Annotated in this window: 24 protein-coding genes; 11 read left to right on the forward strand and 13 right to left on the reverse strand. The window is 62.3% G+C overall.

Translation table 11 applies throughout. The features are described 5' to 3' along the window. The 5 genes from B0B52_RS16060 to B0B52_RS16080 form a co-directional block, all read right to left on the reverse strand. The coding region (locus B0B52_RS16060) for an FAD-dependent monooxygenase (RefSeq protein WP_077594715.1) at positions 1–1,099 on the reverse strand (1,099 nt) is incomplete at its 3' end. 52 nt (positions 1,100–1,151) lie between these two features. Beyond that, a complete protein-coding gene (locus tag B0B52_RS16065; RefSeq protein WP_077594675.1) occupies positions 1,152–4,022 on the reverse strand; it encodes an aconitate hydratase in 2,871 nt (956 codons plus the stop codon). A gap of 104 nt (positions 4,023–4,126) precedes the next feature. Then, positions 4,127–5,326, reverse strand: a complete 1,200-nt coding sequence (locus B0B52_RS16070; protein WP_077594676.1) for a phosphoglycerate dehydrogenase — start codon at positions 5,324–5,326, stop codon at positions 4,127–4,129. Further along, positions 5,319–6,401 (reverse strand): 3-phosphoserine/phosphohydroxythreonine transaminase, encoded by a 1,083-nt coding sequence (gene serC / locus B0B52_RS16075; protein ID WP_077594677.1) that lies wholly within the window; start codon positions 6,399–6,401, stop codon positions 5,319–5,321. The genes B0B52_RS16070 and serC overlap by 8 nt, the downstream gene beginning before the upstream one ends. Before the next feature lie 102 nt (positions 6,402–6,503). After that, positions 6,504–6,929: a hypothetical protein gene (locus B0B52_RS16080; protein WP_077594716.1), complete on the reverse strand. Its 426-nt coding sequence runs from the start codon at positions 6,927–6,929 to the stop codon at positions 6,504–6,506. A 175-nt stretch (positions 6,930–7,104) separates the two neighbouring features. Here B0B52_RS16080 and B0B52_RS16085 point away from each other — a divergent pair, with 175 nt between their 5' ends. Together B0B52_RS16085 and B0B52_RS16090 are read left to right on the forward strand one after the other, a co-directional pair. Beyond that, the gene (locus B0B52_RS16085; protein ID WP_077594678.1) at positions 7,105–7,938 is read left to right on the forward strand and encodes a helix-turn-helix domain-containing protein; all 834 of its coding nucleotides are present in this window, start codon (positions 7,105–7,107) and stop codon (positions 7,936–7,938) included. Positions 7,939–7,984: 46 nt separating this feature from the next. Further along, positions 7,985–10,201 (forward strand): molybdopterin-dependent oxidoreductase, encoded by a 2,217-nt coding sequence (locus B0B52_RS16090; protein ID WP_077594679.1) that lies wholly within the window; start codon positions 7,985–7,987, stop codon positions 10,199–10,201. A gap of 94 nt (positions 10,202–10,295) precedes the next feature. Here B0B52_RS16090 and B0B52_RS16095 read toward each other — a convergent pair whose 3' ends face one another. The 4 genes from B0B52_RS16095 to B0B52_RS16110 all read right to left on the reverse strand — a co-directional run bounded on the left by B0B52_RS16095 (position 10,296) and on the right by B0B52_RS16110 (position 13,447). Continuing rightward, complete coding sequence (locus B0B52_RS16095; protein WP_077594680.1) at positions 10,296–11,093, reverse strand: SDR family NAD(P)-dependent oxidoreductase; 798 nt, start codon at positions 11,091–11,093, stop codon at positions 10,296–10,298. Positions 11,094–11,108: 15 nt separating this feature from the next. Continuing rightward, positions 11,109–11,471: a DUF1428 domain-containing protein gene (locus tag B0B52_RS16100; RefSeq protein ID WP_077594681.1), complete on the reverse strand. Its 363-nt coding sequence runs from the start codon at positions 11,469–11,471 to the stop codon at positions 11,109–11,111. Between the two features lie 38 nt (positions 11,472–11,509). Then, a complete protein-coding gene (locus B0B52_RS16105) occupies positions 11,510–12,970 on the reverse strand; it encodes a DHA2 family efflux MFS transporter permease subunit (RefSeq protein WP_077594682.1) in 1,461 nt (486 codons plus the stop codon). A gap of 165 nt (positions 12,971–13,135) precedes the next feature. Next, entirely contained in the window at positions 13,136–13,447 is a 312-nt protein-coding gene (locus B0B52_RS16110; protein WP_139351978.1) for a hypothetical protein, read from the reverse strand. On the opposite strand from B0B52_RS16110, the gene B0B52_RS16115 reads away from it, so the two are divergent. Further along, positions 13,446–13,829 (forward strand): hypothetical protein, encoded by a 384-nt coding sequence (locus B0B52_RS16115; protein ID WP_077594684.1) that lies wholly within the window; start codon positions 13,446–13,448, stop codon positions 13,827–13,829. The genes B0B52_RS16110 and B0B52_RS16115 overlap by 2 nt on opposite strands. Before the next feature lie 58 nt (positions 13,830–13,887). On the opposite strand, the gene B0B52_RS16120 is transcribed toward B0B52_RS16115, so the two are convergent. From B0B52_RS16120 to B0B52_RS16135, 4 genes are all read right to left on the reverse strand, one after another. Beyond that, positions 13,888–16,503, reverse strand: a complete 2,616-nt coding sequence (locus B0B52_RS16120; RefSeq protein WP_077594685.1) for a bifunctional aconitate hydratase 2/2-methylisocitrate dehydratase — start codon at positions 16,501–16,503, stop codon at positions 13,888–13,890. Positions 16,504–16,571: 68 nt separating this feature from the next. After that, positions 16,572–17,201 (reverse strand): hypothetical protein, encoded by a 630-nt coding sequence (locus B0B52_RS16125; RefSeq protein WP_077594686.1) that lies wholly within the window; start codon positions 17,199–17,201, stop codon positions 16,572–16,574. A gap of 40 nt (positions 17,202–17,241) precedes the next feature. Then, positions 17,242–18,237 (reverse strand): CoA ester lyase, encoded by a 996-nt coding sequence (locus B0B52_RS16130; protein ID WP_077594687.1) that lies wholly within the window; start codon positions 18,235–18,237, stop codon positions 17,242–17,244. Between the two features lie 20 nt (positions 18,238–18,257). Next, a complete protein-coding gene (locus tag B0B52_RS16135) occupies positions 18,258–19,244 on the reverse strand; it encodes a malate dehydrogenase (protein WP_077594688.1) in 987 nt (328 codons plus the stop codon). Between the two features lie 217 nt (positions 19,245–19,461). Between B0B52_RS16135 and B0B52_RS16140 the strand changes: the two genes are divergently transcribed. The 8 genes from B0B52_RS16140 (at position 19,462) to B0B52_RS16175 (ending at position 26,189) form a co-directional block, all read left to right on the forward strand. Next, positions 19,462–20,232 (forward strand): GntR family transcriptional regulator, encoded by a 771-nt coding sequence (locus B0B52_RS16140; protein ID WP_077594689.1) that lies wholly within the window; start codon positions 19,462–19,464, stop codon positions 20,230–20,232. Between the two features lie 304 nt (positions 20,233–20,536). Beyond that, the gene (gene sdhC, locus B0B52_RS16145; RefSeq protein WP_077594690.1) at positions 20,537–20,980 is read left to right on the forward strand and encodes a succinate dehydrogenase, cytochrome b556 subunit; all 444 of its coding nucleotides are present in this window, start codon (positions 20,537–20,539) and stop codon (positions 20,978–20,980) included. 13 nt (positions 20,981–20,993) lie between these two features. Continuing rightward, complete coding sequence (gene sdhD, locus B0B52_RS16150; RefSeq protein ID WP_077594691.1) at positions 20,994–21,362, forward strand: succinate dehydrogenase, hydrophobic membrane anchor protein; 369 nt, start codon at positions 20,994–20,996, stop codon at positions 21,360–21,362. Between the two features lie 31 nt (positions 21,363–21,393). After that, a complete protein-coding gene (gene sdhA / locus B0B52_RS16155; protein ID WP_077594692.1) occupies positions 21,394–23,187 on the forward strand; it encodes a succinate dehydrogenase flavoprotein subunit in 1,794 nt (597 codons plus the stop codon). Between the two features lie 20 nt (positions 23,188–23,207). Then, the gene (locus B0B52_RS16160; protein ID WP_077594693.1) at positions 23,208–23,912 is read left to right on the forward strand and encodes a succinate dehydrogenase iron-sulfur subunit; all 705 of its coding nucleotides are present in this window, start codon (positions 23,208–23,210) and stop codon (positions 23,910–23,912) included. A 149-nt stretch (positions 23,913–24,061) separates the two neighbouring features. Further along, entirely contained in the window at positions 24,062–24,385 is a 324-nt protein-coding gene (locus tag B0B52_RS16165) for a succinate dehydrogenase assembly factor 2 (RefSeq protein WP_077594694.1), read from the forward strand. A gap of 22 nt (positions 24,386–24,407) precedes the next feature. Beyond that, a complete protein-coding gene (gene gltA, locus B0B52_RS16170; RefSeq protein WP_077594695.1) occupies positions 24,408–25,718 on the forward strand; it encodes a citrate synthase in 1,311 nt (436 codons plus the stop codon). Positions 25,719–25,808: 90 nt separating this feature from the next. Further along, entirely contained in the window at positions 25,809–26,189 is a 381-nt protein-coding gene (locus B0B52_RS16175) for a hypothetical protein (protein ID WP_077594696.1), read from the forward strand. Positions 26,190–26,311: the final 122 nt, after the last annotated feature.

Genomic DNA, 26,311 nt, shown 5'->3' on the forward strand with positions numbered 1-26,311 from the left:
CCCCACCCGCATGAAAAACCCGCCCATTGCGAATCGCCCGCGCCTGCACCCGTGCATTGCGCTCCCAGCGGTTCAGCGCGTAGCGGCTGAGCAAAGTGGGCACGTCGAAGGCCGGATCCAGCGCCTGCGTCAGTGCACGGCCAAGCTCGGCGGCGTCCTCGATGGCCATGCCCGCGCCTTGGGCCAGATAAGGCCGCATGGGATGGGCCGAGTCACCCAGCAACGCGACACGACCCAGCGCGTGCTGGTACGCACCCTGCATGGGTGGGCGGTCGCACAGCGCCCAGAGCCGCCACGCGGGAATCGCCCGCACCAGGTTCTGCAGTGGCGCGCAGCTGCCGGCCAATGCAGCGTGCAGGCCGGCGCCATCGGTGCCCTGGTCCCAGTTGTCGAGATCGTCCCCGCTGCGCCCTTCGACAATACCCACCACGTTGAGCGACTTGCCGCCGCACACCGGGTACTGCACCACATGCAACTTGGGCCCCAGCCAGGCCGTGACCTGGCTGGACCTCAAGGCTTCAGGCAGGTCGGCCTGTGGCAACAAGGCTCGGTAGGCCGTGTGGCCGGTGGCGCGCGGCGGCCCGTCGCCCAGCAGCCATTGACGCACCGGGCTCCATAAGCCATCAGCCCCCACCAGCACCTCGCCTTCCACCGGCGGATCGTCACCGCTTTGCACTGTGACGGCTTCCGGGTTCTGGGTGAAACGGCTCAGGGTGCGATTGAGCTTGAGCGCGACGCCTGCTTTCTGCACCGCAGTGAGCAACAGACCATGCAGGTCAGCGCGGTGCACTGTGGCGTAAGGCGCACCATAACGCTGCGCCATCACCTCCCCCAGGCGCAAAACGCCGAGGGTTTCGCCGGTGATGGCGCTGCGCACTTCCAGGCGGTCGGGAAAAGCCGCCACGCCGGCCAGCGCGTCGGCCAGGCCCCAGTCATGCAACACCTTGACCACGTTGGGCCCGAGCTGAATGCCGGCGCCGACCTCGCTGAACACCGGCGCGCGTTCGTACAGGCGCACGTCCCAGCCCGCCCGCGCACTGGCCAGCGCAGCTGCCAGCCCGCCAATGCCTCCCCCGGCAATCAGGGCCTGCACGTCAATTCACCGGAATTCAAACTGTCGTCACCTGCTTCACACGCACCATCACTCGCCCTCATGCAGCCAACAGCTGCCTGAGAACAAAAGGCAGAATGCCGCCGTGCTGGTAGTAGTCCACCTCGATGGGCGTATCGATGCGCAGGATGACTTCGATTTCCTCACGCGAACCGTCTTCACGCGTGACGACCAGCCTGGCCCGGCTTTGCGGCCTGAGGGCGGGGTCGGGCAGCACGTCAATCACCTCGTTGCCGGTCAGGCGCAAGGTTTGCCATGAATCGCCGGGCAGGAACTGCAGCGGGAGCACTCCCATGCCTACCAGATTGCTGCGGTGAATGCGCTCGAAACTGCGCGCCACCACCGCCTTGATGCCCAGTAGTTGCGTGCCTTTAGCGGCCCAGTCGCGCGAGGAGCCGGTGCCGTATTCCTCACCCGCAAAAATCACCGTCGGCGTGCCTTGCTGCATGTATTGCATGGCCGCGTCGTAGATGAATTTTTTCTCACCGGATGGCTGGAACAGCGTCACGCCGCCTTCTTCACGCGAGCCGTCGGCGCCCGCGGGAATCATCAGGTTCTTGATGCGCACATTGGCGAAGGTGCCACGCATCATCACCTCGTGGTTGCCGCGGCGCGCACCGTAGCTGTTGAAATCGGCCTTCTGCACGCCATGGGCCAGCAGCCATTCTCCGGCGGGTGAGCTGCCCTTGATGGACCCCGCTGGCGAGATGTGGTCGGTGGTGATCGAGTCGCCAAAAAGCGCCATGATGCGTGCGCCCTTCACCGACACAGCGTCTTTCTGGCCGCCCGCCGCGGGGGCCATGGTGAATCCGGCAAAGAACGGCGGCTCCGCAATGTAGGTGCTCTTGGGCCAGGTGTAGGCGTTGCCGGTCACGCCCTTGATGTTTTCCCACAGCTTGCCGGGTTCGCTCTTGACCTTGGCGTAGTTCTCGCGGAAGGCCTTGCCGTTCATGGCGAACTTCATGAGTTTGTAGATCTCGTCGCTGGTCGGCCAGATGTCACCGAGGTAGACATCTTTGCCGCCCTTGCCTTTGCCGACCGGCTCGGTCATCAAATCGCGCATCACGGTGCCGGCAATCGCATAGGCCACCACCAGCGGCGGGCTGGCCAGGAAATTGGCTTTCAGGTTGGGGTGGATCCGCGCTTCAAAATTTCGATTACCCGACAGCACGGCGGCGCACACCAGGTCGCTCTTGTTGATGGCTTCGTTGATCTCGGGCGTCAGATCGCCCGCGTTGCCTATGCAGGTGGTGCAGCCGTAACCGGCCAGCGCGAAGCCGAGCTTCTCGAGGTAGGGCAACAGGCCGGTGTTGGTCAGATATTCGGTGACGATGCGCGAGCCGGGCGCCAGCGAGGTCTTGATGTGCGGCTGCACCTTGAGACCTGCTTCCACCGCCTTCTTGGCGAGCAGGCCGGCCGCCAGCAGCACGCTGGGGTTGGAGGTATTGGTACAGCTGGTGATCGCCGCGATCAGCACATCGCCGTTGCCGATGCTGACGCCCGCGGTTTTGGATACCGGCGTCGCGTCCTCCGCATGCGCGCCTGCAGCCGATGCCAGCGTTGGTCGGCTGCCTTCCATCTCGGCCTCCATGCGCGGAGCGCCGGGGGGCATGGGCCGGTCGGCCGGCAATGCTTCGGAACCGCGGTCGTCGGTATGGCGCAGCAAGTGCCGGGTGCCCAACACGCTGGCCGGCTGGTTGAAGCCGTTCTCGGCGATCGGCTTGCTGAACAGCGAGGCAAACTGGCTGGCCACATTGCCCAGTTCAATGCGGTCCTGCGGGCGCTTGGGGCCGGCCAGGCTGGGCGTCACGTCACCCAGGTCGAGCTTGACCACCTGAGAGAAATCGATCTGGCCCGGCAACGGCACACCGAACAGGCCCTGCGCGCGGAAGTAGGCTTCAAAGGCTTCGATCTCTGCCTTGGTGCGGCCGGTGCCGGTGAAATACTCGATGGTTTTTTCGTCCACCGGAAAGAAGCCCATGGTGGCGCCATATTCGGGTGCCATGTTGGCAATCGTCGCGCGGTCCGGCAGGGCCAGCGTGCGGGTACCTTCGCCGAAAAATTCGACGAACTTGCCGACCACTTTTTCCTTGCGCAGGGTCTCGGTGACGCGTAACACCAGGTCGGTGGCGGTGACACCTTCGCGCAGCCGCCCTGTCAGCTCGAAGCCAACGACATCGGGCGTCAACATGTACACCGGCTGGCCCAGCATGGCGGCCTCGGCCTCAATGCCGCCCACGCCCCAGCCGACCACGCCGATGCCGTTGATCATGGTGGTGTGGCTGTCAGTGCCTACCAAGGTGTCGGGGTAATACACGCCGTCGGCATGTTTGTGCACACCGCGGGCCAGGTATTCAAGGTTGACCTGGTGGACAATTCCGAAGCCCGGCGGCACGACGCCAAAGGTGTCGAAGGCCTGCATGCCCCATTTCATGAACTGGTAGCGCTCGTTGTTGCGCTGGAACTCCAGTTTCATGTTCAGGTCCAGCGAATTTTTCTTGCCATAGTGGTCCACCATGATGGAGTGGTCCACCACCAGGTCCACCGGCACCAGCGGTTCGATACGCTTCGGATTTTTGCCAAGCTTGATGGCCACGCTGCGCATCGCGGCCAGATCGGCCAACAGCGGCACACCGGTGAAGTCCTGCAGCACCACGCGCGCGACCACAAAGGGGATTTCCTCGGTGCGGTCGGCATTCGGAAGCCAGTTGGCGAGCTGCCGCACATGTTCTGCGCTGACTTTTTTGCCGTCGCAGTTGCGCAGCACGGACTCGAGTACGATGCGCATGGACACCGGCAGCCGGGAGATTTTGGGGAATTGTTTGGCCAGTGCCGGCAGGGAGTGGAATTTGCCGGTTTTTCCTGACGCGGTGGTGAAGGTTTTGAGGGTGCTGGCGAACTCGTGGGCCATGGCTAACTCCTGATCTTGTGGTTTTTCGCTGTTGGCTATTGTTATCCTACAAGGCTTAACCGCGATGTCTGTAGGACTTGGCCCGGACCATAGCCGCCAAAGGATCAGATACCGGAATCCGGCAGGTAACGTACTGCAAGCACGCCCTCAATAGCCCGCAAATGGTCCAGCACCACGTCGCTGACCGGGCTTTCCACATCGACCAGGGTATAGGCCATGTCCCCGCGCGACTTGTTGACCATGTTGTGGATGTTCAGGCCGGCCTGCGCCATGGCGGTGGAAATCTGCCCCAGCATGTTGGGCACATTGGCATTGGCAATCGCCACCCGGTAAGCCGATTCGCGCGCCATGCTGACGGCCGGAAAATTGACGGCGTTGACCACATTGCCGTGCTCCAGGTAGTCGCGCAGCTGCCCGGCCACCATGATGGCGCAGTTTTCCTCAGCCTCGCGGGTGGAGGCGCCTAGGTGGGGCAACGCAACCACGCCGGCGTGGTGGTTGAGCGCCGCGGAAGGGAAGTCACAGATGTAGGAACCCAGCTTCCGGGCATCAAGCGCGGCCAGCACCGCAGCCTCGCTGACCACACCCTCGCGTGAAAAATTAAGCAGCACCGCGGCCGGACGCATCAGCTTGATGTTGTCGGCGTTGACCATGTCGCGCGTGGCAGCCACCAGCGGCACGTGCAGCGTCACAAAATCCGAATTTTTCAGCACTTCGGCCACGCTGGCTGCTTTTTTGACCTGCGCCGGCAGGCTCCAGGCAGCGTCGACCGTGATGTCGGGGTCGTAACCCAGCACCTGCATGCCAAGCTTGATGGCCGCGTCAGCCACCAGGCAGCCGACCTTGCCCAGGCCCACAATGCCCAGCGTATGGCCGGCCAGCTCGAAGCCGGCGAAGTTTTTCTTGCCTTCTTCCACGGCCTTTTCCATGTCCGGCATGGTGGGGTCCAGGCTGGCCACAAAACGCAGAGCAGGCGCGACGTTGCGCGCCGCCAGCAACATGCCAGTCAGCACCAGTTCCTTCACCGCATTGGCATTCGCGCCGGGTGCATTGAACACCGGCACGCCGCGCGCACTCATGGCGGCAATCGGGATGTTGTTGGTGCCGGCACCGGCACGGGCAATGGCCTGCACGCTGGCCGGCACATCCATGGCATGCATGTCGGCTGAGCGGACCAGCACGGCGTCAGGCCGGGCGATCTCCTTGCCGGTGGTGTAGCTCTCTGCCGGCAGGCGCTTCAGGCCGTTGGCCGAAATCTGGTTGAGCAGCAGAACCTCAAAGCGCCGGCCTGCTGCTTCAGCCATGGCTGGCCTCAAACTCCTTCATGTAGGCCACCAGGGTCTGCACGCCTTCCACCGGCATCGCGTTGTAGATGGAGGCACGCATGCCGCCCACCGAACGGTGGCCCTTGAGCTGCAACATGCCTCGTGCCTGTGCGCCCTTCAGGAAGGCTTCGTCCAGCGACTCGTCCTTCAGTTTGAAAGGCACGTTCATCAGAGAGCGGTCTTCGCGCGCCACGGGGTTGTTGTAGAAGCTGGTCGAATCAAGGTAGTCGTACAGCACAGCCGCCTTCTTGCGGTTGTGTTCTTCCATGGCTTTGAGGCCACCGAGCGACTTGATGTGTTTGAACACCAGACCGGCGATATAAATTGCATAGGTCGGCGGGGTGTTGTACATCGAGTCGTTGTCGGCCTGCTGCTTGAAGTCAAACACAAACGGCGTGTGCGGGATGGCCTGGCCAATCAGGTCCTCGCGAACAATCACGATAGTCAACCCCGAGGGGCCGATGTTCTTTTGCGCGCCGGCATAAATCAGACCGTAACGGCTGACGTCGATGGGGCGCGACAGGATGTTGGACGACATGTCGGCCACCAGCGGCACCGCACCGGTGTCGGGCGTCCAGTGGTATTCGACACCACCTATGGTTTCGTTCGAGCAGATGTGCACATAGGCTGCGTTCGGGTCCAGCTTCCAGGTGTCGAACTTCGGCACGCTGGTGAACCCGCCGGCCTCGGCCGTGGCGGCAACATTGACCTTGCAGTAGTTTTTGGCTTCCTTGATGGTTTTCTTCATCCACTCGCCGGTGTTGATGAAGTCGGCGCTGGCATGGCCGCGCAACAGGTTCATCGGGATGAAGGCGTTTTGCCCCAGCCCACCGCCCTGCAGGAACAGCACCTTGTAGTTGGCCGGAATTGCCAGGAGTTCGCGCAGATCGGCCTCGGCCTGCGCGTGAATGGCAATGAACTCCTTGCCGCGGTGGCTCATCTCCATGACGGACATGCCTGAACCGTTCCAGTCGAGCATTTCGGCGGCTGCCTGGCGCAGCACGGGTTCAGGAAGGGTGGCCGGTCCGGCACTGAAGTTCAAGGCGCGTGTCATGGAGAGGACTTTCTAGGAGGGAAAAGAATCGGTCCGGCCCCCGGGGAGAGGGTCAGACCGCACAGCATACAAGAAAGTCCGGCGCCGGCTCCCGGCGCTGTTTTACCAGTTCGGCTCGGCCACGGCCTTGCGCAGGCCCACCCACTGCAGCTCGGCCAGCAGGCCCACCGCCACCGCCTGTACGGCGATGAACGCCTTGCCCGCCAGGGTGGGCGTCACGAAGTCACCCAGCAGCAGCGCCAGGCAGCCCAGCACCCAGAGGAAATTGGCACCGATGAGCAGCCAGACCAGCGAGGCCGGCACAAACTGCCGAGTGGCGATAAAGCTGATGCCGGCCACGTAGCCAAATATCGCCCAGCCCGAGGCCACCAGCAGGGTTTCCGGCAAGCCGAGCAGGCTGGCCAGCAAACCAGTCAGCAACAGCTGCAGGGCGCCAGTGGCCGCTCCGGTGGCGGCGTCCAGCCACAAGACACGGCGCAGGAAAAGGGGCGACGCGGCAAGAGAGGAGAAGGATGCAACAGCAGACATGAAAAACTCCTTGAGTAAATAAGGGTTGAGAAACAAGGGGACAGCGGCCTGATCCGGTTGCCGCAGCCGGCTGTCCATCGCTGCGGTCATGGCGCCAATGATTCCCGCCGGGGTGTGCAGCGTCGATAACCTCGCAGGTAATGGCATCCGGCCGTGCCTGCCTTACGATGGCGCCATGAATGCCAGCCTTCACCCCCCTGCACGGCCTGCCCGCTCCACCCCGCTGCCTTTTGGCGAGCATCTGCGCCATTGGCGCCAGCACCGGCGCCTGAGCCAGCTGGACCTGGCCAGCGAGGCCGACATCTCGACCCGGCACCTGAGCTTTGTGGAAACCGGTCGCGCCGTGCCCAGCCGTGAAATGGTGCTGCGCCTGTCCGAGCGCCTGGCCATTCCCCTGCGCGAGCGCAACACGCTGCTGGTGGCCGCCGGGTATGCGCCCATGTACCGCGAACGCCGGCTGGACGACCCGGAGCTGGCGTCGGCCCGGCAGGCGGTGGAATTGATTCTCAAGAGCCATGAACCCTTCCCGGCGCTGGCGCTGGACCGGCACTGGAACCTGCTGGCCGCCAACGCCGCCCTGCCGCATTTGCTGGCGGGCGCTGACCCGGAGCTGCTGCAGGGGCCCGTCAATGTGCTGCGCCTGAGCCTGCATCCGCGTGGCCTGGCCAGCAAGATCGTCAACCTCGCGCAGTGGCGCAACCACCTGTTCGAGAGGCTGCGCCAGCAAATCGCTGCCACGGCCGACCCGGTGCTGGCCGACCTGCTGGCCGAGCTGCAGGCCTACCCCATGCCCGAAGGCGCCGACGACACGCATCTGGCGGGCGAACACCTCGGTGTGGTCATGCCTTTTCAGTTCCGCACCGCCCACGGCGTGCTGAGCTTCATCAGCACCGTCACGATTTTTGGCACCCCGGTGGACGTGACGCTGCAGGAGCTGATGCTGGAGACTTTCTTTCCGGCGGACGCGCTGACCGGTGAAGTTTTGCGCAAGGTGCTGTCGCCCGCGTGATGGCGCGGCATGCAGCCTTCGCGCACCATGCAGGCAGGAGACAAACATGAGCGAAAGCACCCATCACCGAATCTGCCCGTTGTGTGAAGCCTGCTGCGGCCTGGAACTCAAGGTCCGGGATGGCAAGGTCATCAGCATCCGCGGGCATGATAGCGACGTTTTCAGTGCCGGCTACATCTGCCCCAAAGGCGTGGCGCTGAAAGACCTGCACGAAGACCCGGACCGCCTGCGCACGCCGCTGATCAAACGCAACGGGGAGTTTGTCCCGGCCAGCTGGGACGAAGCCTTTGCAGAGATTGAGCGCCGGCTGCAGCCGATTCTTGCGCAGCATGGCCGCCAGGCGGGCGCCATCAGCGTGGGCAACCCGTCGGCGCACAAGATCGGCCTGCTGCTTTATTTCTCGCGTCTGGCCAAGGCACTGGGCTCACGCAACGTGTTTTCTGCGTCCACGCTGGACCAGATGCCCAAGCAGCTCTCCAGTGGCCTGATGTTCGGTCACTGGCTCAGCATTGCCGTGCCCGACATCACGCGCTGTGACTTTTTGCTGGTGCTGGGCGCCAACCCGCTGGCCAGCAACGGCAGCCTGTGGACCGTGCCCGACTTCAAAGGCAAAGCGAAAGCCATGCAGGCGCGCGGCGGCAAGCTGGTGGTGATTGACCCGCGCCGCACCGAAACCGCCGCCATGGCCGACGCCCATCACTTCATCCGCCCCGGCGCCGATGTGTTCCTGTTGCTGGGCCTGGTGCACACACTGTTCGAGGAAAAGCTGGTGCGGCTGGGACGCCTCGCACCGCTGGTCAATGGTGTAGACGCCGTTGAAGCTGCGGTGAGGGACTTCAGTGCCGAGGTGGTGGCACCGCGTTGCGGCATAGACGCGGCATCCATTCGCAGCCTGGCACGTCAGCTGGCGGGCACACCGCGTGCTGCGGTGTATGGCCGCATCGGCACCTGCACGCAGGAATACGGCACGCTGGCGAGCTGGCTGGTGGATGTGCTCAATGTGCTGACGGGTCACCTGGACGAGCCCGGTGGCGCAATGTTTCCCAAAGCCGCTGCTTTTGCGAACAACACCGCCGGCCAGCCTGGCACAGGCCGTGGCGTCAGCACCGGGCGCCACACCAGCCGCGTCAGCGGCGCGCCCGAGGTGTTTGGCGAGCTGCCCATGACCTGCCTGGCCGAAGAAATTGAAACACCGGGCGCGGGCCAGGTGCGCGCGTTGATCACGGTGGCCAGCAACCCCGTGCTTTCCGCGCCCAACGGCGCGCGGCTGGCGCGGGCACTCGACAGCCTGGAGTTCATGGTCAGCATGGACATTTACGTCAATGAAACCTCGCGCCATGCGGATGTGATCCTGCCCGGCCTGTCGCCGCTGGAGGACATGCATTACGACGTGGCCTTTCCGCAGTTTTCCTGGCGCAACCACGCACGTTACAGCGCGCCAGTGTTTGCTGCGCCTGAAGGGCAACCGGCGGAATGGGAAACCCTGCTCAAGCTGACGGCCATCGTGCAGGGCCAGGGCGCACAAACCCCGGCCCGCGAGATCGACGACCGCTACTTTGCCGAAGACGCAAAAAAGCTGTTCAGCGACAAGGCGCAGGCGGTGATCGACGCCACGCAAGGCCTGCATGGCCCGGACCGCCTGCTGGAAATCGCGCTGCGCACCGGCCCTTATGGCGACCAGTTTGGCCGCAAGCCCGACGGCCTGAACCTGGCCAAGGTCCGCGGTGTGCCCGATGGCATCGACCTGGGTGAACTGACGCCGCGCATGCCCGAAGTGTTGCGCACGCCCTCGGGCAGGATTGAGCTGGCACCGCCCACACTGCTGCTGGATTTGCAGCGCGCTGCGCAAGCCATCAAAGAGCCCGTACCGGCCATGGTGATCGTCGGCCGGCGCGACGTGCGCTCCAACAACAGCTGGATGCACAACCTGCCCATCCTCGCCAAGGGGCCGATGCGTTGCACCGCATTGGTCCACCCCGCCGACGCCAAGCGCCTCGGCCTGACCGACGGCGCGCTGGCACGCATCAGCAACCAGGGCCGCAGCATTGAGGCGCGGGTGCAGGTCAGCGAAGAGATGATGCCCGGCGTGGTCAGCCTGCCGCATGGCTGGGGCCATGGCCTGCCCGGCACGCGCATGGCGCTGGCGGCCGAGCGGCCTGGTGCCAACCTGAATACGCTGCTGGATGAAGACTGGCGGGATCCGCTGTCGGGCAACTCGGTGCTCAGCGGTGTGCCGGTGGAGCTTGAGGCCATCGCCGTTTGAACCGTTCCGGTGAAAAGTATGAATGAAAAGTGCTGTTTGCCCTTGTTTCACGGGTGCAAGCAGCTATTTAATTCATAGCAGAGTAAAAACCTCTTCAATCGGCTGACATGCCGCAGCTGAGGTTGACCACGGTGCCGGTCATGGCGCCGGCCTGCTCCGACGCCAGGAACACGGCTGTGTTGGCAATCTCGGCCAGGCGCGGCAAGCGCTTGAGCAAAGTGCTCTCGGCGGCACCGGCCAGCATCTCGTCAATGTCCATGCCCGCAGGCAAGGCAACCTGGCGAAATACCTCGCGGCTGTGTGAGCCCAGGGTCACGGCTTCGGGAATCGCATGCGAGCGTATGCAGAGCACGCGCACACCGTCGGCACCCAGCTCGCCGGCCAGGTGGCGCGACAGGGCTTCAACACCGGCACATGCCACGCAATGGCCCAAGTAACCCGGCCCCGCCATTTTTGACACCGGCGTGGACAGCATCAGGATGACGCCCGCACCTTCGTTGACCATGTGCCGCGCCACAGCCTTGGCGGTGATGAAGTTGGTGCGGGTGTAGGCCTCCACCGGATAGCTGTAGTCGGCCAGTGACAGGCCAGCCAGCGGAACACCCTGGACGTGAAACACACCCACGGCGTTGAACGCAATGTCGATGCTGCCCACCTCGGCGACCACCGCATCGGCGTGCCGGTTCACCGCGTCTTCGTCCAGCGCATCGACCAGCGCGGTTTCCGCCATGCCTCCGGCCGCCACAATGTCGCGCGCGACGGCGTCGAGTTTTTCAGGCGAGCGGCCGGCAAGGAAAACGCGGGCACCCGCCCTGGCAAACGCACGCGCAGCGGCACCGCCGACAACACCACCCCCGCCGTAGACCACGGCCACCTTGCGTCTGAGAATCATTTTTTTCTTTGGCGCCTACAGCTCAACCAGGGTCTTGAAGCCGCCGAAGAACATGCGTTTGGCGTCAAAGGGCATGGCTTTCGGGTCCATCATGTCGGCCAGGCGCGGGTCACTCATGACCTTGGCGTTAATCGCATCGCGCTGCTTGCGCGAGGTGTAGACAATCCATGAAAACACCACCGTTTCATTCGCCTTGAGCTTGACGCTTTGTGGAAAGGAGGTGAGCTTGCCCGGCTTCACGTCGTCGGCCACGCACTCGATGTATTCGAGGGCGCCATACTCGCGCCAGATCTTGCCCGCCTTGCGCGAAATACGGCGGTAAGCATCGAGTTTGTCCGTGGGAACAGGAACAACAAATCCATCAACATAACGGCTCATGTGAAATCTCCTTGCTTGGTGATTGAAAAAACTGCGGCCTACTCGGCGCCCTGCCCTGTGGCCTGCGCGTCCGCGTTGCCCGAATGCGCTGCCGCAGCCCCGGGGCGCATCAGCGCTGCGCCCAGCACCGCTGCCGCAGCAGCGAACACAGCACCCAGTAAAAACGCCAGCTGGTAGCCGCTGTTGAGTGCGGCCAGCGCATCCACGCCGCCCGCCTGCAAATAGCCGGTGCGCGCGGCTGCCGCGCTGGCCAGCACGGCCAGGCCCAGCGCGCCACCCATCATGAAAGCCGTGTTGACCACACCCGATGCAATGCCCGACTCGCTGGGCGCAACATCGCTCATGGCGGCCAGCAGCACAGGGTTGAAGGCCATGCCCGCGCCCAGCCCCAGCAACAGCATGCCCGGCAACACATCAGCCACAAACTGGCCGCCCACCGGCGCCCGCGCAAACAGCGCCAGCCCCAGCGCCGCCATCAACAACCCGGCGGCCAGCGGGATCCGTATGCCAAAACGCATGACGATGCGGGCCGACAGCCCCAGCGAAAACGCGGCCATGATCAGGTTGGCCGGAAGAAAACCCAGGCCGACCTGCAGCGCGCTGTAGCCCAGCACCAGCTGCATGTAGAGCGCGGAAATGAAAAACCAGGCAAACATGGCGGCGGCCCACAACACGCCGACGATGTTGGCCATCGCCACATTGCGAAGGCGAAACAGACCCAGCGGTACCAGTGGCGTCGGCACGCGTGATTCGATGCGCAGGAACACAGCCATCAGCACCGCTGCAACCGCCAGCAGCCCAAGTGTTTGCAACGAGGTCCAGCCGGCCTCGTTGCCGTTGACAATCGCGTACACCGCCAGCATCAGTGCCGTGGTCACCGTGATGGCGCCCCACACATCCAGCCGCGCACCCGCCGCCTGGCCGCGGCCGCCGGGCAGCAGCACCAGGCACAGGGCGAACACCGCCGCGCCTATGGGCAGGTTGACGAGAAAGATCCAGTGCCAGTTGAGGGCATCGGTCAGCACGCCGCCCAGCAGTACACCGATGCTGCCGCCGCCGGCGCAGACAAAACCATAGACACCCATGGCCTTGGCACGCTCGGCCGGTTCGGTGAAAAGATTCATGATCAGCGACAGCGAAATGGCAGAGACCACCGCGCCGCCCAGGCCCTGCACGGCACGCGCCACAATCAGCAGCCATTGCGAATTGGCCAGCCCGCAGGCCAGCGAGGCCAGCGTGAACAGCACCAACCCCGCCAGGAACAGGCGTCGCTGGCCATACAGGTCACCGAGCCGGCCGCCCAGCAGCAAAAAGCCGCCGAAGGTCAGCATGTAGGCATTGACCACCCAGACCAGCGAGGTTTCGGTGAACGAAAGATCGGTGCGTATTGACGGCAGGGCCACGTTCACGATCGTGGTGTCGAGCACGATCATCAACACGCCCAGGCAAAGCACAGTGAGTGCCCACCAGCGTTTGCGGCTGTCCATGGTGTGCGTCATGCGCGCTGCTTCCGAGGGCCTGGGCCCGGGATGCCAGGCTGCCGTGAAAGACTTGATATCGGGAAGACCATGGCTTCTTTCCTGAAGATAAAAGAGTGAAAAGGCACCGTACCCGCATTGATTGACAGATCGCGTAGGACTGACGCTTTTCATTCATTGTCCGGGTCATGTCCAACGCTTGTGTACGGCGTACACAATAGCATAGCAAAGATTTGGAACAGTGTCCACATAGCTCTCGTTTGCCACCTCGCCAGCTTCGGAGCGTGGTGATCTGCTGCTTATTTGATAGCTGCTTGCGCCCGTGTACAAAGGGCCGGTGGCACTTTTTCTCAACAGGCACTGGCTGTAGTCCACCCACAGGCAGGCGAAGCTATCGGCTTGCACTGACAGCCAGCAGAGGCCGGGGCTGATGACGACGCCCACTGCGGCGCCTAAGGTGTTGGTTTGACTATCCAACCCCTTACCGATCGCATCCATGCCCTTCATCTCGTTCAACAAGGCCACCGACCCGGCAGCGCCTGATGACTTGCGCATCAACACCTCGGCCGTGCTGTATGTCGAAGCTTCACGGCCCGATCTGATCGGGCAAACCACCGTTCATTTACTGGGCCAGGGCACCGCAGTCCATGCGGTGACCGAATCGATAGGCACGGTGGTCACCAGCCTGGGCGGCTTGGTGGGCTGCAAGCGCCACTACCTGGCGCCGCCTCCTGACGATGGCGCCAGCACGGTCTATATTTCACCGGCCAATGTCAGCCATGTGCGGCCCAACCTGCCCGCTTCACCGGAGTTTTGGTACGTGACGTTTGTCGATGGCTCGGAAGTGCGCATCGTCGACCCGCTGCCGGACGGGCTGTAAAAAAAGCCCCGCGACTTTCATCGCGGGGCTTTTGGGCTGAAGACTCAGCTCAGGCGTATCAAGCAGGCACGCTGTCTTTCACCGTATCCGCCATGTCTGTGTAGTCCTTGACCTGATCGAAGTTCAGGTACTGGTACACCGCGGCGCTTGCCGCTGTCAGCACACCCATGTCGGCCATGTATTCGGCCTTGGTGGGAATGCGGCCCAGCTTGGAACAGATGGCTGCGAGTTCAGCGGAACCCAGGTAGACGTTGGAGTTTTTGCCCAGGCGATTCGGGAAGTTGCGTGTTGACGTCGAGAACACCGTCGCGCCCTCTTTTACCTGCGCCTGGTTGCCCATGCACAGGCTGCAGCCCGGCATTTCCATGCGCGCACCGGCCGAGCCCAGAACACCGTAGTGGCCTTCTTCGGTCAGTTGCTTGGCGTCCATCTTGGTGGGCGGTGCCATCCAGAGTTTGACGGGAATGTCGCGCTTGTTTTCGAGCAACTTGGAGGCCGCGCGGAAATGGCCGATGTTGGTCATGCAGCTGCCGATGAAAACTTCATCGATCTTGCTGCCGGCCACTTCGCTCAGGGTCTTCACGTCGTCCGGATCGTTCGGGCAGGCCACGATGGGTTCGTGGATGTCGGCCAAATCAATCTCGATCACCGCGGTGTATTCGGCATCGGCGTCGGCCTTGAGCAGTTGCGGATCGGCCAGCCAGGCTTCCATGGCGGCGATGCGGCGCTTGATGGTGCGCACGTCCGAGTAACCCGAAGCAATCATCCACTTCAGCATGGTGATGTTGCTGGTGATGTACTCGATGATCGGTTCCTTGTTCAGGTGCACCGTGCAGCCTCCGGCAGAACGCTCGGCCGAGGCATCGCTGAGTTCAAACGCCTGCTCGACCTTGAGGTCAGGCAAGCCTTCGATTTCAAGGATGCGGCCCGAGAAGATGTTCTTCTTGCCCTGTTTGGCCACTGTCAGCAGGCCGGCCTTGATGGCGTACAGCGGAATCGCGTTGACCAGGTCACGCAGGGTGATGCCAGGCTGCATCTGGCCCTTGAAACGCACCAGCACCGACTCTGGCATGTCCAGCGGCATCACGCCGGTGGCGGCACCGAAGGCTACCAGGCCGGAGCCTGCGGGAAAGCTGATACCGATGGGGAAACGCGTGTGGCTGTCGCCGCCGGTGCCAACGGTGTCGGGCAGCAGCATGCGGTTCAGCCAGCTGTGGATGATGCCGTCGCCCGGGCGCAGCGGAATGCCGCCGCGGTCGCTCATGAACTCGGGCAACTCATGGTGCATCTTCACATCGACCGGCTTGGGATAGGCAGCGGTGTGGCAGAAGGACTGCATCACCAGGTCGGCGGAAAAGCCCAGGCAGGCCAGGTCTTTCAACTCGTCACGCGTCATCGGACCGGTGGTGTCTTGCGAGCCGACCGAGGTCATCTTCGGCTCGCAGTAAGTACCGGGGCGAACGCCCTGGCCTTCGGGCAGGCCCACCGCGCGGCCCACCATTTTTTGCGCGAGTGTGAAGCCGCGGTCGTTGGCAACCGGCGCCTGCGGCAGGCGGAAAAGTGTGGAGACCGGCAGGCCCAGCGCCCAGCGCGCCTTGGCCGTCAGGCCGCGGCCGACGATCAGCGGAATGCGGCCGCCGGCACGCACTTCGTCAAAAAGCACATCGCTTTTCAGCTTGAACTCGGCGATGACCTTGCCGTCTTTCAAAGCCTTGCCATCGTAGGGGCGCAGCTCGATCACATCACCCATGGCCATCTGGCTCACGTCGAGTTCGATCGGCAGCGCGCCCGAGTCTTCCATGGTGTTGTAGAAAATCGGCGCAATTTTTGCGCCCAGGCAAACACCGCCGAAGCGCTTGTTCGGCACAAAAGGAATGTCTTCACCGGTGAACCAGAGCACCGAGTTGGTGGCCGATTTGCGCGAGGAGCCGGTACCCACCACGTCGCCCACATAGGCCACCAGGTTGCCCTTGGCCTTGAGTTCTTCGATGAACTTGACCGGGCCGCGTTTGCCGTCTTCTTCGGGCGTGACGCCGGGACGCGCATTCTTGTGCATGGCCAGCGCATGCAGCGGAATGTCGGGGCGGCTCCAGGCGTCGGGTGCGGGTGACAGGTCGTCGGTGTTGATCTCGCCGGCCACCTTGAATATGGTGAGCTTGATCGACTCCGGCACTTCCGGGCGGCTGGTGAACCACTCGGCATCGGCCCAGCTTTGCAGCACGGCCTTGGCGTACTTGTTGCCCTGGTCGGCCTTTTCCTTGACGTCGTGGAACTGGTCGAACATCAGCAAGGTGTTTTTCAGGCCGCTGGCAGCCTGCGTGGCAACGCTGTCTTCGGCGTCGTCGAGCAATTCAACCATCGGGCTGATGTTGTAGCCGCCCAGCATGGTGCCCAGCAGTTGCGTGGCTTTTTCACGCGAGATCAGCGCGCACTTTTCGCTGCCGTGCGCCACGGCAGCGAGGTAGCTGGCCTTGACCTTGGCGGCCGCATCAACCCCGGCCGGCACACGGTGCGTGATCAGGTCCAGCAGGAAAGACTCTTCACCCTTGGGCGGGCTTTTCAGCAGCTCGATGACCTCGCCGGTTTGTTGGGCCGACAGTGGCAGCGGCGGAATACCCAGCGCGGCGCGCTCAGCCACATGGTTGCGGTAGGTTTTTATGAACTCGGGCATCATGGTTTTCTTCTCCTGTACTCAAAAAATTTGCACGGTCAATGCGCGTGCGGTCGCGGTCTGTCAGTCTGTTATTCGGCTTTGGCTGGGGCAGTTGCTGGCTGAGCAGAACCCGTGCCAGCCGGGGCTGGCGCGGCTTTGGCAGCTGGTAGGGCCTCCAGAATGCTCGTCGGGGGGTTCTTTTTCATCTCGTCGGCAAAAGTCAGCTGCGCCGGGCTCATGCACTCGTCAGCCAAGCGCTGACCCAGTTTCTGGCTCATCAGCATCGACTTGTTGCCCAACTGGAGCCACATGGCGCCTGCACGGCCGTCTTCCAGGCGGATGGCGCCGGTGCGGCTTCCGACCGGGTGCATGCGAAAACGTGTCTTGCCCGTCTGCACCAGGAAGAAGCCCGGGCGTTTTTCGCTCGGCGTGATGGTGACGGAAGCACCCAACTCGCAGGGAATCGTGCCGACGTAAACGCGCTTGGCGAGTTCCAGGTCTTCCGGGGTCAAAGTGACATTCGGGTCATCGTCAATGGGTGTCATTTCTTCCACCACCTTGGCAGCAGAGCGCTTGATTGGCGCACGTTTGGCTGCCTGCGTGGGCTGGGCAGCAGGAGCTGCAACAGCCTTGGGTGCGGCGGCCTTGGGGGCGGCCGTCTGGGCCAGCAACAGGGCGGGGGCGGCCAGCGCCAGGGCAGAGAGAACGAGGTGTTTCATGAAAGGTCCTTTGGAACGGGTCGACAGTCAATCGGGTGAATCAGTGAAGCGGAGCTGAAAAATACGCCTGCGCTTCATGCGGTAAAACACGGCCGGTCCGGTGCGCCCGCTCCAGCACCTGCCAGAAAAAGCGGTAACTGGCCCGGTCGTGCAGTTGGCCCTCAAAACTGATGGGCGCCCAATCAGCACGGGCGCCAGCAGCTATTATTTTTGTAGCGCCTTCGATCTCGCCTTCGCTGGGCGCAAACGCCTCCAGGATGGGGCGGATCTGGGCCGGGTGAATGCTCCACATGCGCGTGTAGCCAAATTCTCGGGCGGCTTTTTGCGCAGCCGTCTTCATGGCCGCAGTGTCACTGAATTCCGTGACAACGCAGTGGGAAGGGACTTTGCCGTGGGCATGGCATGCGGAAGCGATCTCCAGCTTGGCGCGCACCACCAGCGGGTGCGTGAACTGCCCCTGGCTGCCCATGGCGTCGCCAGGAATCGCGCCCGCATGCGCGGACACGAAATCCATGAGTCCGAAACTGATCGACTGCACACGCGGATGCGAAGCAATCTCGAAAGCACGATGCACCGCAGCAGGTGACTCCAGCAGCACATGCAGGGACACCTCCGCTTGTGTCACGGCCGCCAGCGCAGCGACAGCACGCTCGACGTCATCCACCGATTCGACCTTCGGCACCATGATGTGGCTCAGGCGGTGGCCGACCTTGCCGGCAATCGTGGCCATGTCCATCTCAAAGGCCGGATGGTCCACCGCATGAACACGCACAGCCACGCGCGCCTTGTCGCCGGCCAGCGCCACCAGCGCTACCACCAGCGCAGCGTGATCTGCCTCGCCGCCGACGGGAGCGCCATCTTCGCAATCAAGGGTGACGTCAAACACGCAGGTGCCGAACTCTTCGGTCATTTCGGCCTGCAGCTGCAGGCTTTTGCGCATCCGCGCCTCGACGCCGCTGTAGTGGTCGCAGACAGGCAGGAAAGCTGCCGCGGCCTGCGCACCCAGGAGAACGTCGCGCGGATGTGGATGTGCCACTACAGTGTGCTTCTACGCGATCAGAGGAGGTGCTTGACGCCGTCCTGCTCACCCTTCAACTCGTCCAGGGTCTTGTTGATGCGCTCCTGGCTGAAGGCGTCGATTTCCAGGCCTTCGACCAGTTTGTATTCGCCGCCTTCGCAGGTGACGGGGAAACCGAACATGATGTCCTTGGGGATACCGTACTGGCCGTCAGAAGGAATGCCCATGGTGACCCACTTGCCGTTGGTGCCCAGCGCCCAGTCGCGCATGTGGTCAATGGCAGCGTTGGCGGCCGATGCAGCCGACGAGGAACCGCGCGCCTCGATGATGGCGGCGCCGCGTTTGCCGACGGTCGGCAGGAAAGTGTTGGCATTCCATTCCTGGTCGTTGATCATCTTGGCGACGCTTTCGCCCTTGATGGTGGCGAAACGGTAGTCGGCATACATCGTGGGCGAATGGTTGCCCCAGACGGTGAGTTTTTCGATGTCGGCCACGGCCTTGCCGGTTTTGGCGGCGAGCTGGCTGGCAGCACGGTTGTGGTCCAGGCGCAGCATGGCGGTGAAGTTCTTGCGTGGCAGGTCCGGCGCGCTTTTCATCGCGATGTAGGCATTGGTGTTGGCCGGGTTGCCGACCACCAGCACCTTGACGTTGCGGCTGGCAACGGCGTTGAGCGCCTTGCCCTGGGCGGTGAAAATGGCACCGTTGACGGCCAGCAGCTCGGCACGCTCCATGCCGGGGCCGCGTGGACGCGAGCCGACCAGCAGTGCGTAGTCAGCGTCCTTGAAGGCCTTCATCGGGTCGTCATACGCTTGCATGCCGACCAGCAACGGGAAGGCGCAATCGTCGAGCTCCATCATCACGCCCTTGAGCGCCTTCTGTGGGCCCTCAACGGGCACTTCCAGCAATTGCAGAATCACCGGCTGGTCTTTGCCCAGCATTTCGCCGGAAGCGATACGGAACAGCAGCGCATAACCGATTTGACCAGCGGCCCCTGTAACGGCAACGCGGACGGGTTTTTTGCTCATGATGGAAAACTCCAGGAAGGTTGTAAATCGGTTGGATGGGTAGAAATAGTGAGGTAGCTTGCGCAGCTTGGTGCACCTGAAAACGCGTGTGAACTGCGTCACACCGGGGCAAGCCTTGCGTTCGACTCAGCCGAAGATTTTACGCTGGAAAACCCGGAGGCGTCAATTTGTCTTATGTCTTATATAAGATATGATTACGAGATTCGCATCTCTCCCCATGGCCGCCATCCCTACCCCGTCCGCCGATGATTTTGCAGGTGCCACGCCGGCCTTCAGCCCGCTGTACCAGCAGATCAAGGGCCTGATCCTGCAGAGCCTGCAGTCGGGCGAGTGGAAGCCGGGCGAAGCCATTCCCTCCGAGATGGACCTGGCGGCCCGCTACAGGGTGAGCCAGGGCACGGTGCGCAAAGCCATCGACGAGTTGGCCACCGACAACCTGGTGGTGCGGCGGCAAGGCAAAGGCACTTTTGTAGCCACCCATGCCGAGCAGCACGTGCAGTTCCGCTTCCTCAAGCTGGTGCCCGACAGCGGCACACCGGGCAGTGAAGGCCCGGCCCAGCGCGACATCATTGACTGCCGCCGTGTACGCGCCAGCGCCGACATTGCCCGCGCGCTGACACTGCGCACCGGTGACGCCGTGCTGCAGGCACGCCGCGTACTGAGTTTTGCCGGTACACCCACCATTCTCGAAGACCTCTGGTTGCCCGCCGCGCCGTTCAAGGGCCTAACCGCCGAACGGCTGGCTGATTACCACGGGCCGATGTACGCACTGTTCGAAACCGAGTTCAATGTGCGCATGGTTCGGGCTGAGGAAAAAATACGCGCCGAGCCCGCGACGGATGGGCGCGAGACGCTCCTGAAAGTAGAGCACGGCACGCCGCTGCTGAGCGTCGAGCGTATCGCCTACACCTACAACGACGTCCCCATGGAGTTGCGGCGCGGCTATTACCGCACCGACACCCATTACTACCGCAATACCTTGAGCTGAGCATCCGCGCATGGCATGTTGGGTAAGAGGTCATCGCAGGAATGCAGCAACACGCACAGGCCAGGCGCGAAAATCCAGGTCGATTGTAACTTTCGCGTCAGCTTGCAGCCCTTTACGCGCCAATCAAAGCGACTTGCAGACATTTAATCTCCGGTTTGTCCGACAAAAACCGGCAGCCATCGCCGGGACCGGTCAAATCGATGCTGCGTTGCAATAGAATCCGAGATGTTTTGAGTTGTAATTGCACCGTGCTTTTGCGCAGCAGTTACCAAGCAGTTACCAGTCCTCCCACGAAAGCCCAACAATGACAGAGCTGGCATCCAAACAGCGTCCAAAGCGGCCCGAGTTCCGCAACATCAACGCCTTCAAAGACCTGACGACCTACCGCATGACGCCTGCGGCCTGGGTCTCCATCCTGCACCGCGCCAGCGGCGGCATCATGTTCATCCTGCTGCCCTTCATCATCTGGATGTTCGACACCTCGATTTCTTCTGAAATCTCGTTCGAAAAATTCAAGGCAGCCTTCAACGTCGGCATGCTGGGTTTGCCGGGCTTCATCTGGAAGCTGGTGGCCCTGGCACTGATCTGGTCTTACCTGCATCACTTCATCGCCGGCATTCGACACCTGTATATGGATGTCACCCACAAGCTGAGCAACGAGTTCGGCAAAAGCACCGCTCTGGCCACGCTGGGCCTAAGCATTTTGCTGACGCTGGCACTGGCCATCAAGCTGTTCGGTTTTTACTAACAAGGAGCAAGACATGTCTGTGAACTACGGCTCCAAACGCCTCGTTGTCGGCGCACATTACGGCGCACGTGACTGGCTGGCCCAGCGCATCACCGCTGCCTTGATGGCTCTCTTTACGGTGCTGCTGCTGGTACAGGTGATCTTCACGAAAGGCCCCATTGGTTACGACCAGTGGGCCGGCATTTTCTCGGCGCAATGGATGAAACTGCTGACCTTCAGCGTCATCATCGCGCTGGCCTACCACGTGTGGGTGGGCATGCGCGACATCTGGATGGACTACGTCACCTCCATGGTCTGGCTGCGCTTGACACTGCAAGTGGCCACCATCGTCTGGCTGGTCGCTTGCGCCGGCTGGGCCATTCAAGTCCTGTGGCGCTTCTGAGCCGCTTCTGACCCACGACTGAAAAACAAACATGACTGCATCTTCCAAGCTTCCCAAACGCAAATTCGACGTCGTGATCGTCGGGGCCGGCGGCTCCGGCATGCGCGCCTCTCTGCAGCTGGCACGTGCCGGCCTGAACGTCGCCGTGTTATCCAAGGTTTTCCCGACGCGCTCGCACACCGTGGCAGCGCAGGGCGGCATCGGTGCCTCGCTCGGCAACATGTCCGAGGACAACTGGCACTACCACTTCTACGACACTGTCAAGGGTTCCGACTGGCTCGGCGATCAGGACGCGATTGAATACATGTGCCGTGAAGCGCCCAAGGTCGTTTATGACCTGGAACACATGGGCATGCCGTTTGACCGTAACCCGGACGGCACGATTTACCAACGCCCCTTCGGCGGACACACCGCCAACTACGGCGAAAAAGCCGTGCAGCGCGCCTGCGCTGCCGCCGACCGCACCGGCCACGCCATGCTGCACACGCTGTACCAGCAAAACGTCAAGGAAAAAACCAGCTTCTTCGTTGAGTGGCTGGCCATGGATCTGATCCGTGATGCCGCCGGTGACGTCGTCGGCGTGACCGCCATCGAAATGGAGACCGGCGACGTTCACATCTTCGAAGCCAAGACCACCTTGCTGGCCACAGGCGGCGCCGGCCGTATTTTTGCGGCATCCACCAATGCCTTCATCAACACTGGTGACGGCTTGGGGATGGCGGCGCGTGCCGGCATTCCGCTGGAAGACATGGAATTCTGGCAATTCCACCCGACAGGCGTGCACGGTGCCGGCGTCCTACTGACTGAAGGCTGCCGCGGCGAAGGCGCGATTTTGCGCAACAGCAATGGCGAGCGCTTCATGGAGCGTTATGCGCCGGCCTACAAAGACCTGGCACCGCGCGACTACGTTTCACGCTGCATGGACCAGGAAATCAAGGAAGGCCGCGGCTGCGGCCCGAACAAGGACTACATCAACCTCGACATGACCCACCTGGGCGCCGAGACCATCATGAAGCGCCTGCCTTCGGTGTTCGAGATTGGCCATAACTTTGCCAACGTCGACATCACCAAGGAGCCGATCCCCGTGGTGCCCACCATCCACTACCAGATGGGCGGCATTCCAACCAACATCCACGGCCAGGTCGTCACACAGGACGCCAGCAACAAGAGCGTGGTGGTCAATGGCCTCTATGCGGTGGGTGAATGCGCCTGTGTCAGCGTGCATGGCGCCAACCGCCTGGGCACCAACTCACTGCTCGATTTGCTGGTGTTCGGCCGCGCGGCCGGCAACCACATCGTCGAATACAACAAGACCACCTCGCACAAAGGCCTGCCGGCCGATGCAGCCGATGCCACGCTGGCACGCATTGCCCGCCTGGACAACGCGACCGAAGGCGAATACGCGCAAGATGTCGCCAACGACATCCGCGCCGCGATGCAGCAGCATGCCGGCGTGTTCCGCACCCAGGCCATCATGGACGCCGGTGTGGTCAAGATTGCCGAACTGCGCGAGCGCGTGAAAAACATTGGCCTCAAGGACAAATCGAAAATTTTCAACACGGCGCGCATCGAGGCCCTGGAAGTCGAGAACCTGATCGAGGCGGCCCAGGCCACCATCGTCTCCGCTGCAGCCCGCCACGAAAGCCGCGGCGCCCACTCGGTGGATGACTATGGCGACACGCCAGAGCATCCGAACGGCCGCAACGACACCGACTGGCACAAGCACACCCTCTGGCACAGCGAAGGCAACCGCCTGAGCTACAAGCCTGTGCAGATGAAACCGCTGACAGTGGACTCGATTCCCCTGACAGTTCGCTCCTTCTAAAAAAGACAAGCGGGAACCCCATGACCAAACGTACTTTCCAGATTTACCGCTACGACCCCGATCAGGATGCCAAGCCTTACATGCAGACCATCGAGGTCGAGTTGGACGGCAGCGAGCGCATGCTGCTCGACGCCCTGATGAAGCTCAAGGCACAGGACCCGACGATTTCCTTCCGCCGCTCCTGCCGCGAAGGCGTGTGCGGTTCGGACGCGATGAACATCAACGGCAAGAACGGCCTGGCCTGCCTGACCAACATGCGCACGCTGTCGGGCACCATCGTGCTCAAGCCCCTGCCGGGCCTGCCAGTGGTGCGCGACCTGATCGTCGACATGACGGACTTCTTCAAGCAGTACAACTCGATCAAGCCCTACCTGATCAACGACAACGTGCCGCCGGAAAAAGAGCGCCTGCAGAGCCCCGAAGAACGCGACGAGCTCAATGGCCTGTACGAGTGCATTTTGTGCGCCAGCTGCTCGACCTCCTGCCCCAGCTTCTGGTGGAACCCGGACAAGTTTGTCGGCCCGGCCGGCCTGTTGCAGGCTTACCGCTTCATTGCCGACAGCCGCGACGAATCCACCGCCGAGCGTCTGGACAACCTCGAAGACCCGTACCGCCTGTTCCGCTGCCACACCATCATGAACTGCGTCGACGTCTGCCCCAAGGGCCTGAACCCCAGCAAGGCGATTGGCAAGATCAAGGAAATGATGGTCTTGCGTTCTATCTAGAGAAATATGGCCCCCACGCTTGTCGCTTCGCGTACTACGCTGCCCCCCGGGGGGGCGCTGCGCCTGCGGACTGGCAAAGCCAGATCCGCGGCCCTGGCTGGTCTGGAACCCGCCGACGCTTCGCTCGGCGGAAAAATCGTTCTCTGATCATGCAGACCACGGACGAACTTCTGGATGAGCGGGCACTGAGCAAACTCAAGTGGCGCTGCCGTCGTGGCCTGCTTGAGAACGACCTGCTGATCGAGAAGTTCTTCAAGCGGCATGAAGCCACATTAACCGTCAGCCAGGCTCAAGGCTTGAATGATTTAATGGATCTGTCTGACAACGATTTGCTGGACCTTTTGCTCCAACGCAGGGAACCCGCCCAGCTCGCAGAACTGCAAGCTCAGGTAAGTGCATCTACTTATGAGGCTGTTGAGGTCTTAAACTTGATTCGCGCCGCAGCAACAGGCCATTCGCCCGCCCCCATTTGATTTGACAAGAAAGACTCAAGAAATGAAGCTCGCTGACAACAAAGCCACCCTGTCCTTCAGCAACGGCAGCCCCAGTGTCGAGTTACCCGTGTACCACGGCAACGTCGGTCCGGATGTGGTCGATATCCGCAAGCTGTATGCCCAGACCGGCATGTTCACTTATGACCCGGGCTTCCTGTCCACGGCAGCCTGCCAGTCCGCCATCACCTACATTGACGGCGACAAGGGCGAGCTGCTGTACCGCGGCTACCCGATCGAGCAGCTGGCCACCAACTGCGACTACCTTGAAACCTGCCACCTGCTGCTCTACGGAGAGTTGCCCAATGGTGACCAGAAGAAAGATTTCGTCAGCCGCGTGACCAACCACACCATGGTCAACGAGCAGATGCAGTTTTTCCTGCGCGGTTTCCGCCGTGATGCGCACCCGATGGCCATCATGACCGGTCTGGTCGGCGCGCTGTCGGCCTTCTACCATGACAGCACCGACATCAACAATCCAGAGCACCGCGAAATCGCCGCGATCCGCCTCATTGCCAAGATGCCCACGCTGGTCGCCATGGCCTACAAGTACACCGTGGGCCAGCCCTACATGTACCCCAAGAACAACCTGAGCTACGCCGGCAACTTCCTGCACATGATGTTCGCCACGCCTTGCGAAGAGTACAAGGTCAACCCGGTGCTCGAGCGCGCGCTGGACCGCATCTTCATCCTGCACGCTGACCACGAGCAGAACGCCTCCACCTCCACGGTTCGCCTGTGCGGTTCGTCCGGCACCAACCCGTTTGCAGCCATTGCAGCCGGTGTGGCCTGCCTCTGGGGCCCTGCCCACGGCGGCGCCAATGAAGCGGCACTCAACATGCTGGGCGACATCCAGAAAGCCGGCGGCGTCGAAAAAATCGGCGACTTCATCAAGCAGGTCAAGGACAAGAACTCCGGCGTCAAGCTGATGGGCTTTGGCCACCGTGTCTACAAAAACTACGACCCGCGCGCCAAGCTGATGCAGGAAACCTGCAAGGAAGTGCTCAAGGAAATGGGCCTGGAAAACGACCCGTTGTTCAAGCTGGCCATGGCGCTGGAAAAAATTGCACTGGAAGACGAATACTTCGTTTCCCGCAAGCTCTATCCCAACGTCGACTTCTACTCCGGCATCGTGCAGCGCGCCATCGGCATCCCCGTGCCGCTGTTCACTGCAATCTTCGCGCTGGCCCGTACCGTCGGCTGGATCGCCCAGCTCAACGAAATGATCGGCGACCCCGAGTACAAGATTGGCCGTCCACGCCAGCTGTTCAACGGTTCCGTCCAGCGCGACGTGAAACCCCTCAACGCCCGTTGATCCTGAATCCAGCTTTCTGAACAGGCAAAGCCCGCCCGTGGCAACACCGGCGGGCTTTTTTGCGTTCGTCACCACCACCGGAGGGCACCCTTGAAATTCATCCAGACCGCTGCCGAGTTGCGCTCAGCCCTTGCCCCGTCCGCCACGCCCAGCACCTGCAGCTGCGCCATCGGGGCCTGTCCGGGCTGGGAAAGCCTGGCCGAATACCGCTGGGAAGCCGCGCAGATGACAAAGGTGGCCACCCTGTGCGACCCGGCCATGGAAGAAGCGACGCTTGAGGAAAAACACCCTCAGGGCACACGCTACGACTCACCCGATGCCCCGGTAGCCATCAAGTTCTTCCCCTACAACCGAAGCGATGTCTGGCATTGCAGCCGCTGCGACCGGCATCTGCTGCGCTACACCGAATTCGGGGGCTATAACGTCGATCCCCGCGTTCGCGCGCTGGATCCGGCAAAAATCATCGACTAGCGCTTGCTATTGTTTTCATAGCTACTTGCGCCCGCCGAATAAGGGCCAATGCCCGAAAACACTTATAACTTTCAGGAAAATGGCTTCCAGGGCCCGTTCCAGGCCGTAACCACCGGGCAAGC

Origin of the sequence: Polaromonas sp. A23, assembly GCF_002001015.1 — a bacterium.
Lineage (GTDB): Bacteria > Pseudomonadota > Gammaproteobacteria > Burkholderiales > Burkholderiaceae_C > Polaromonas.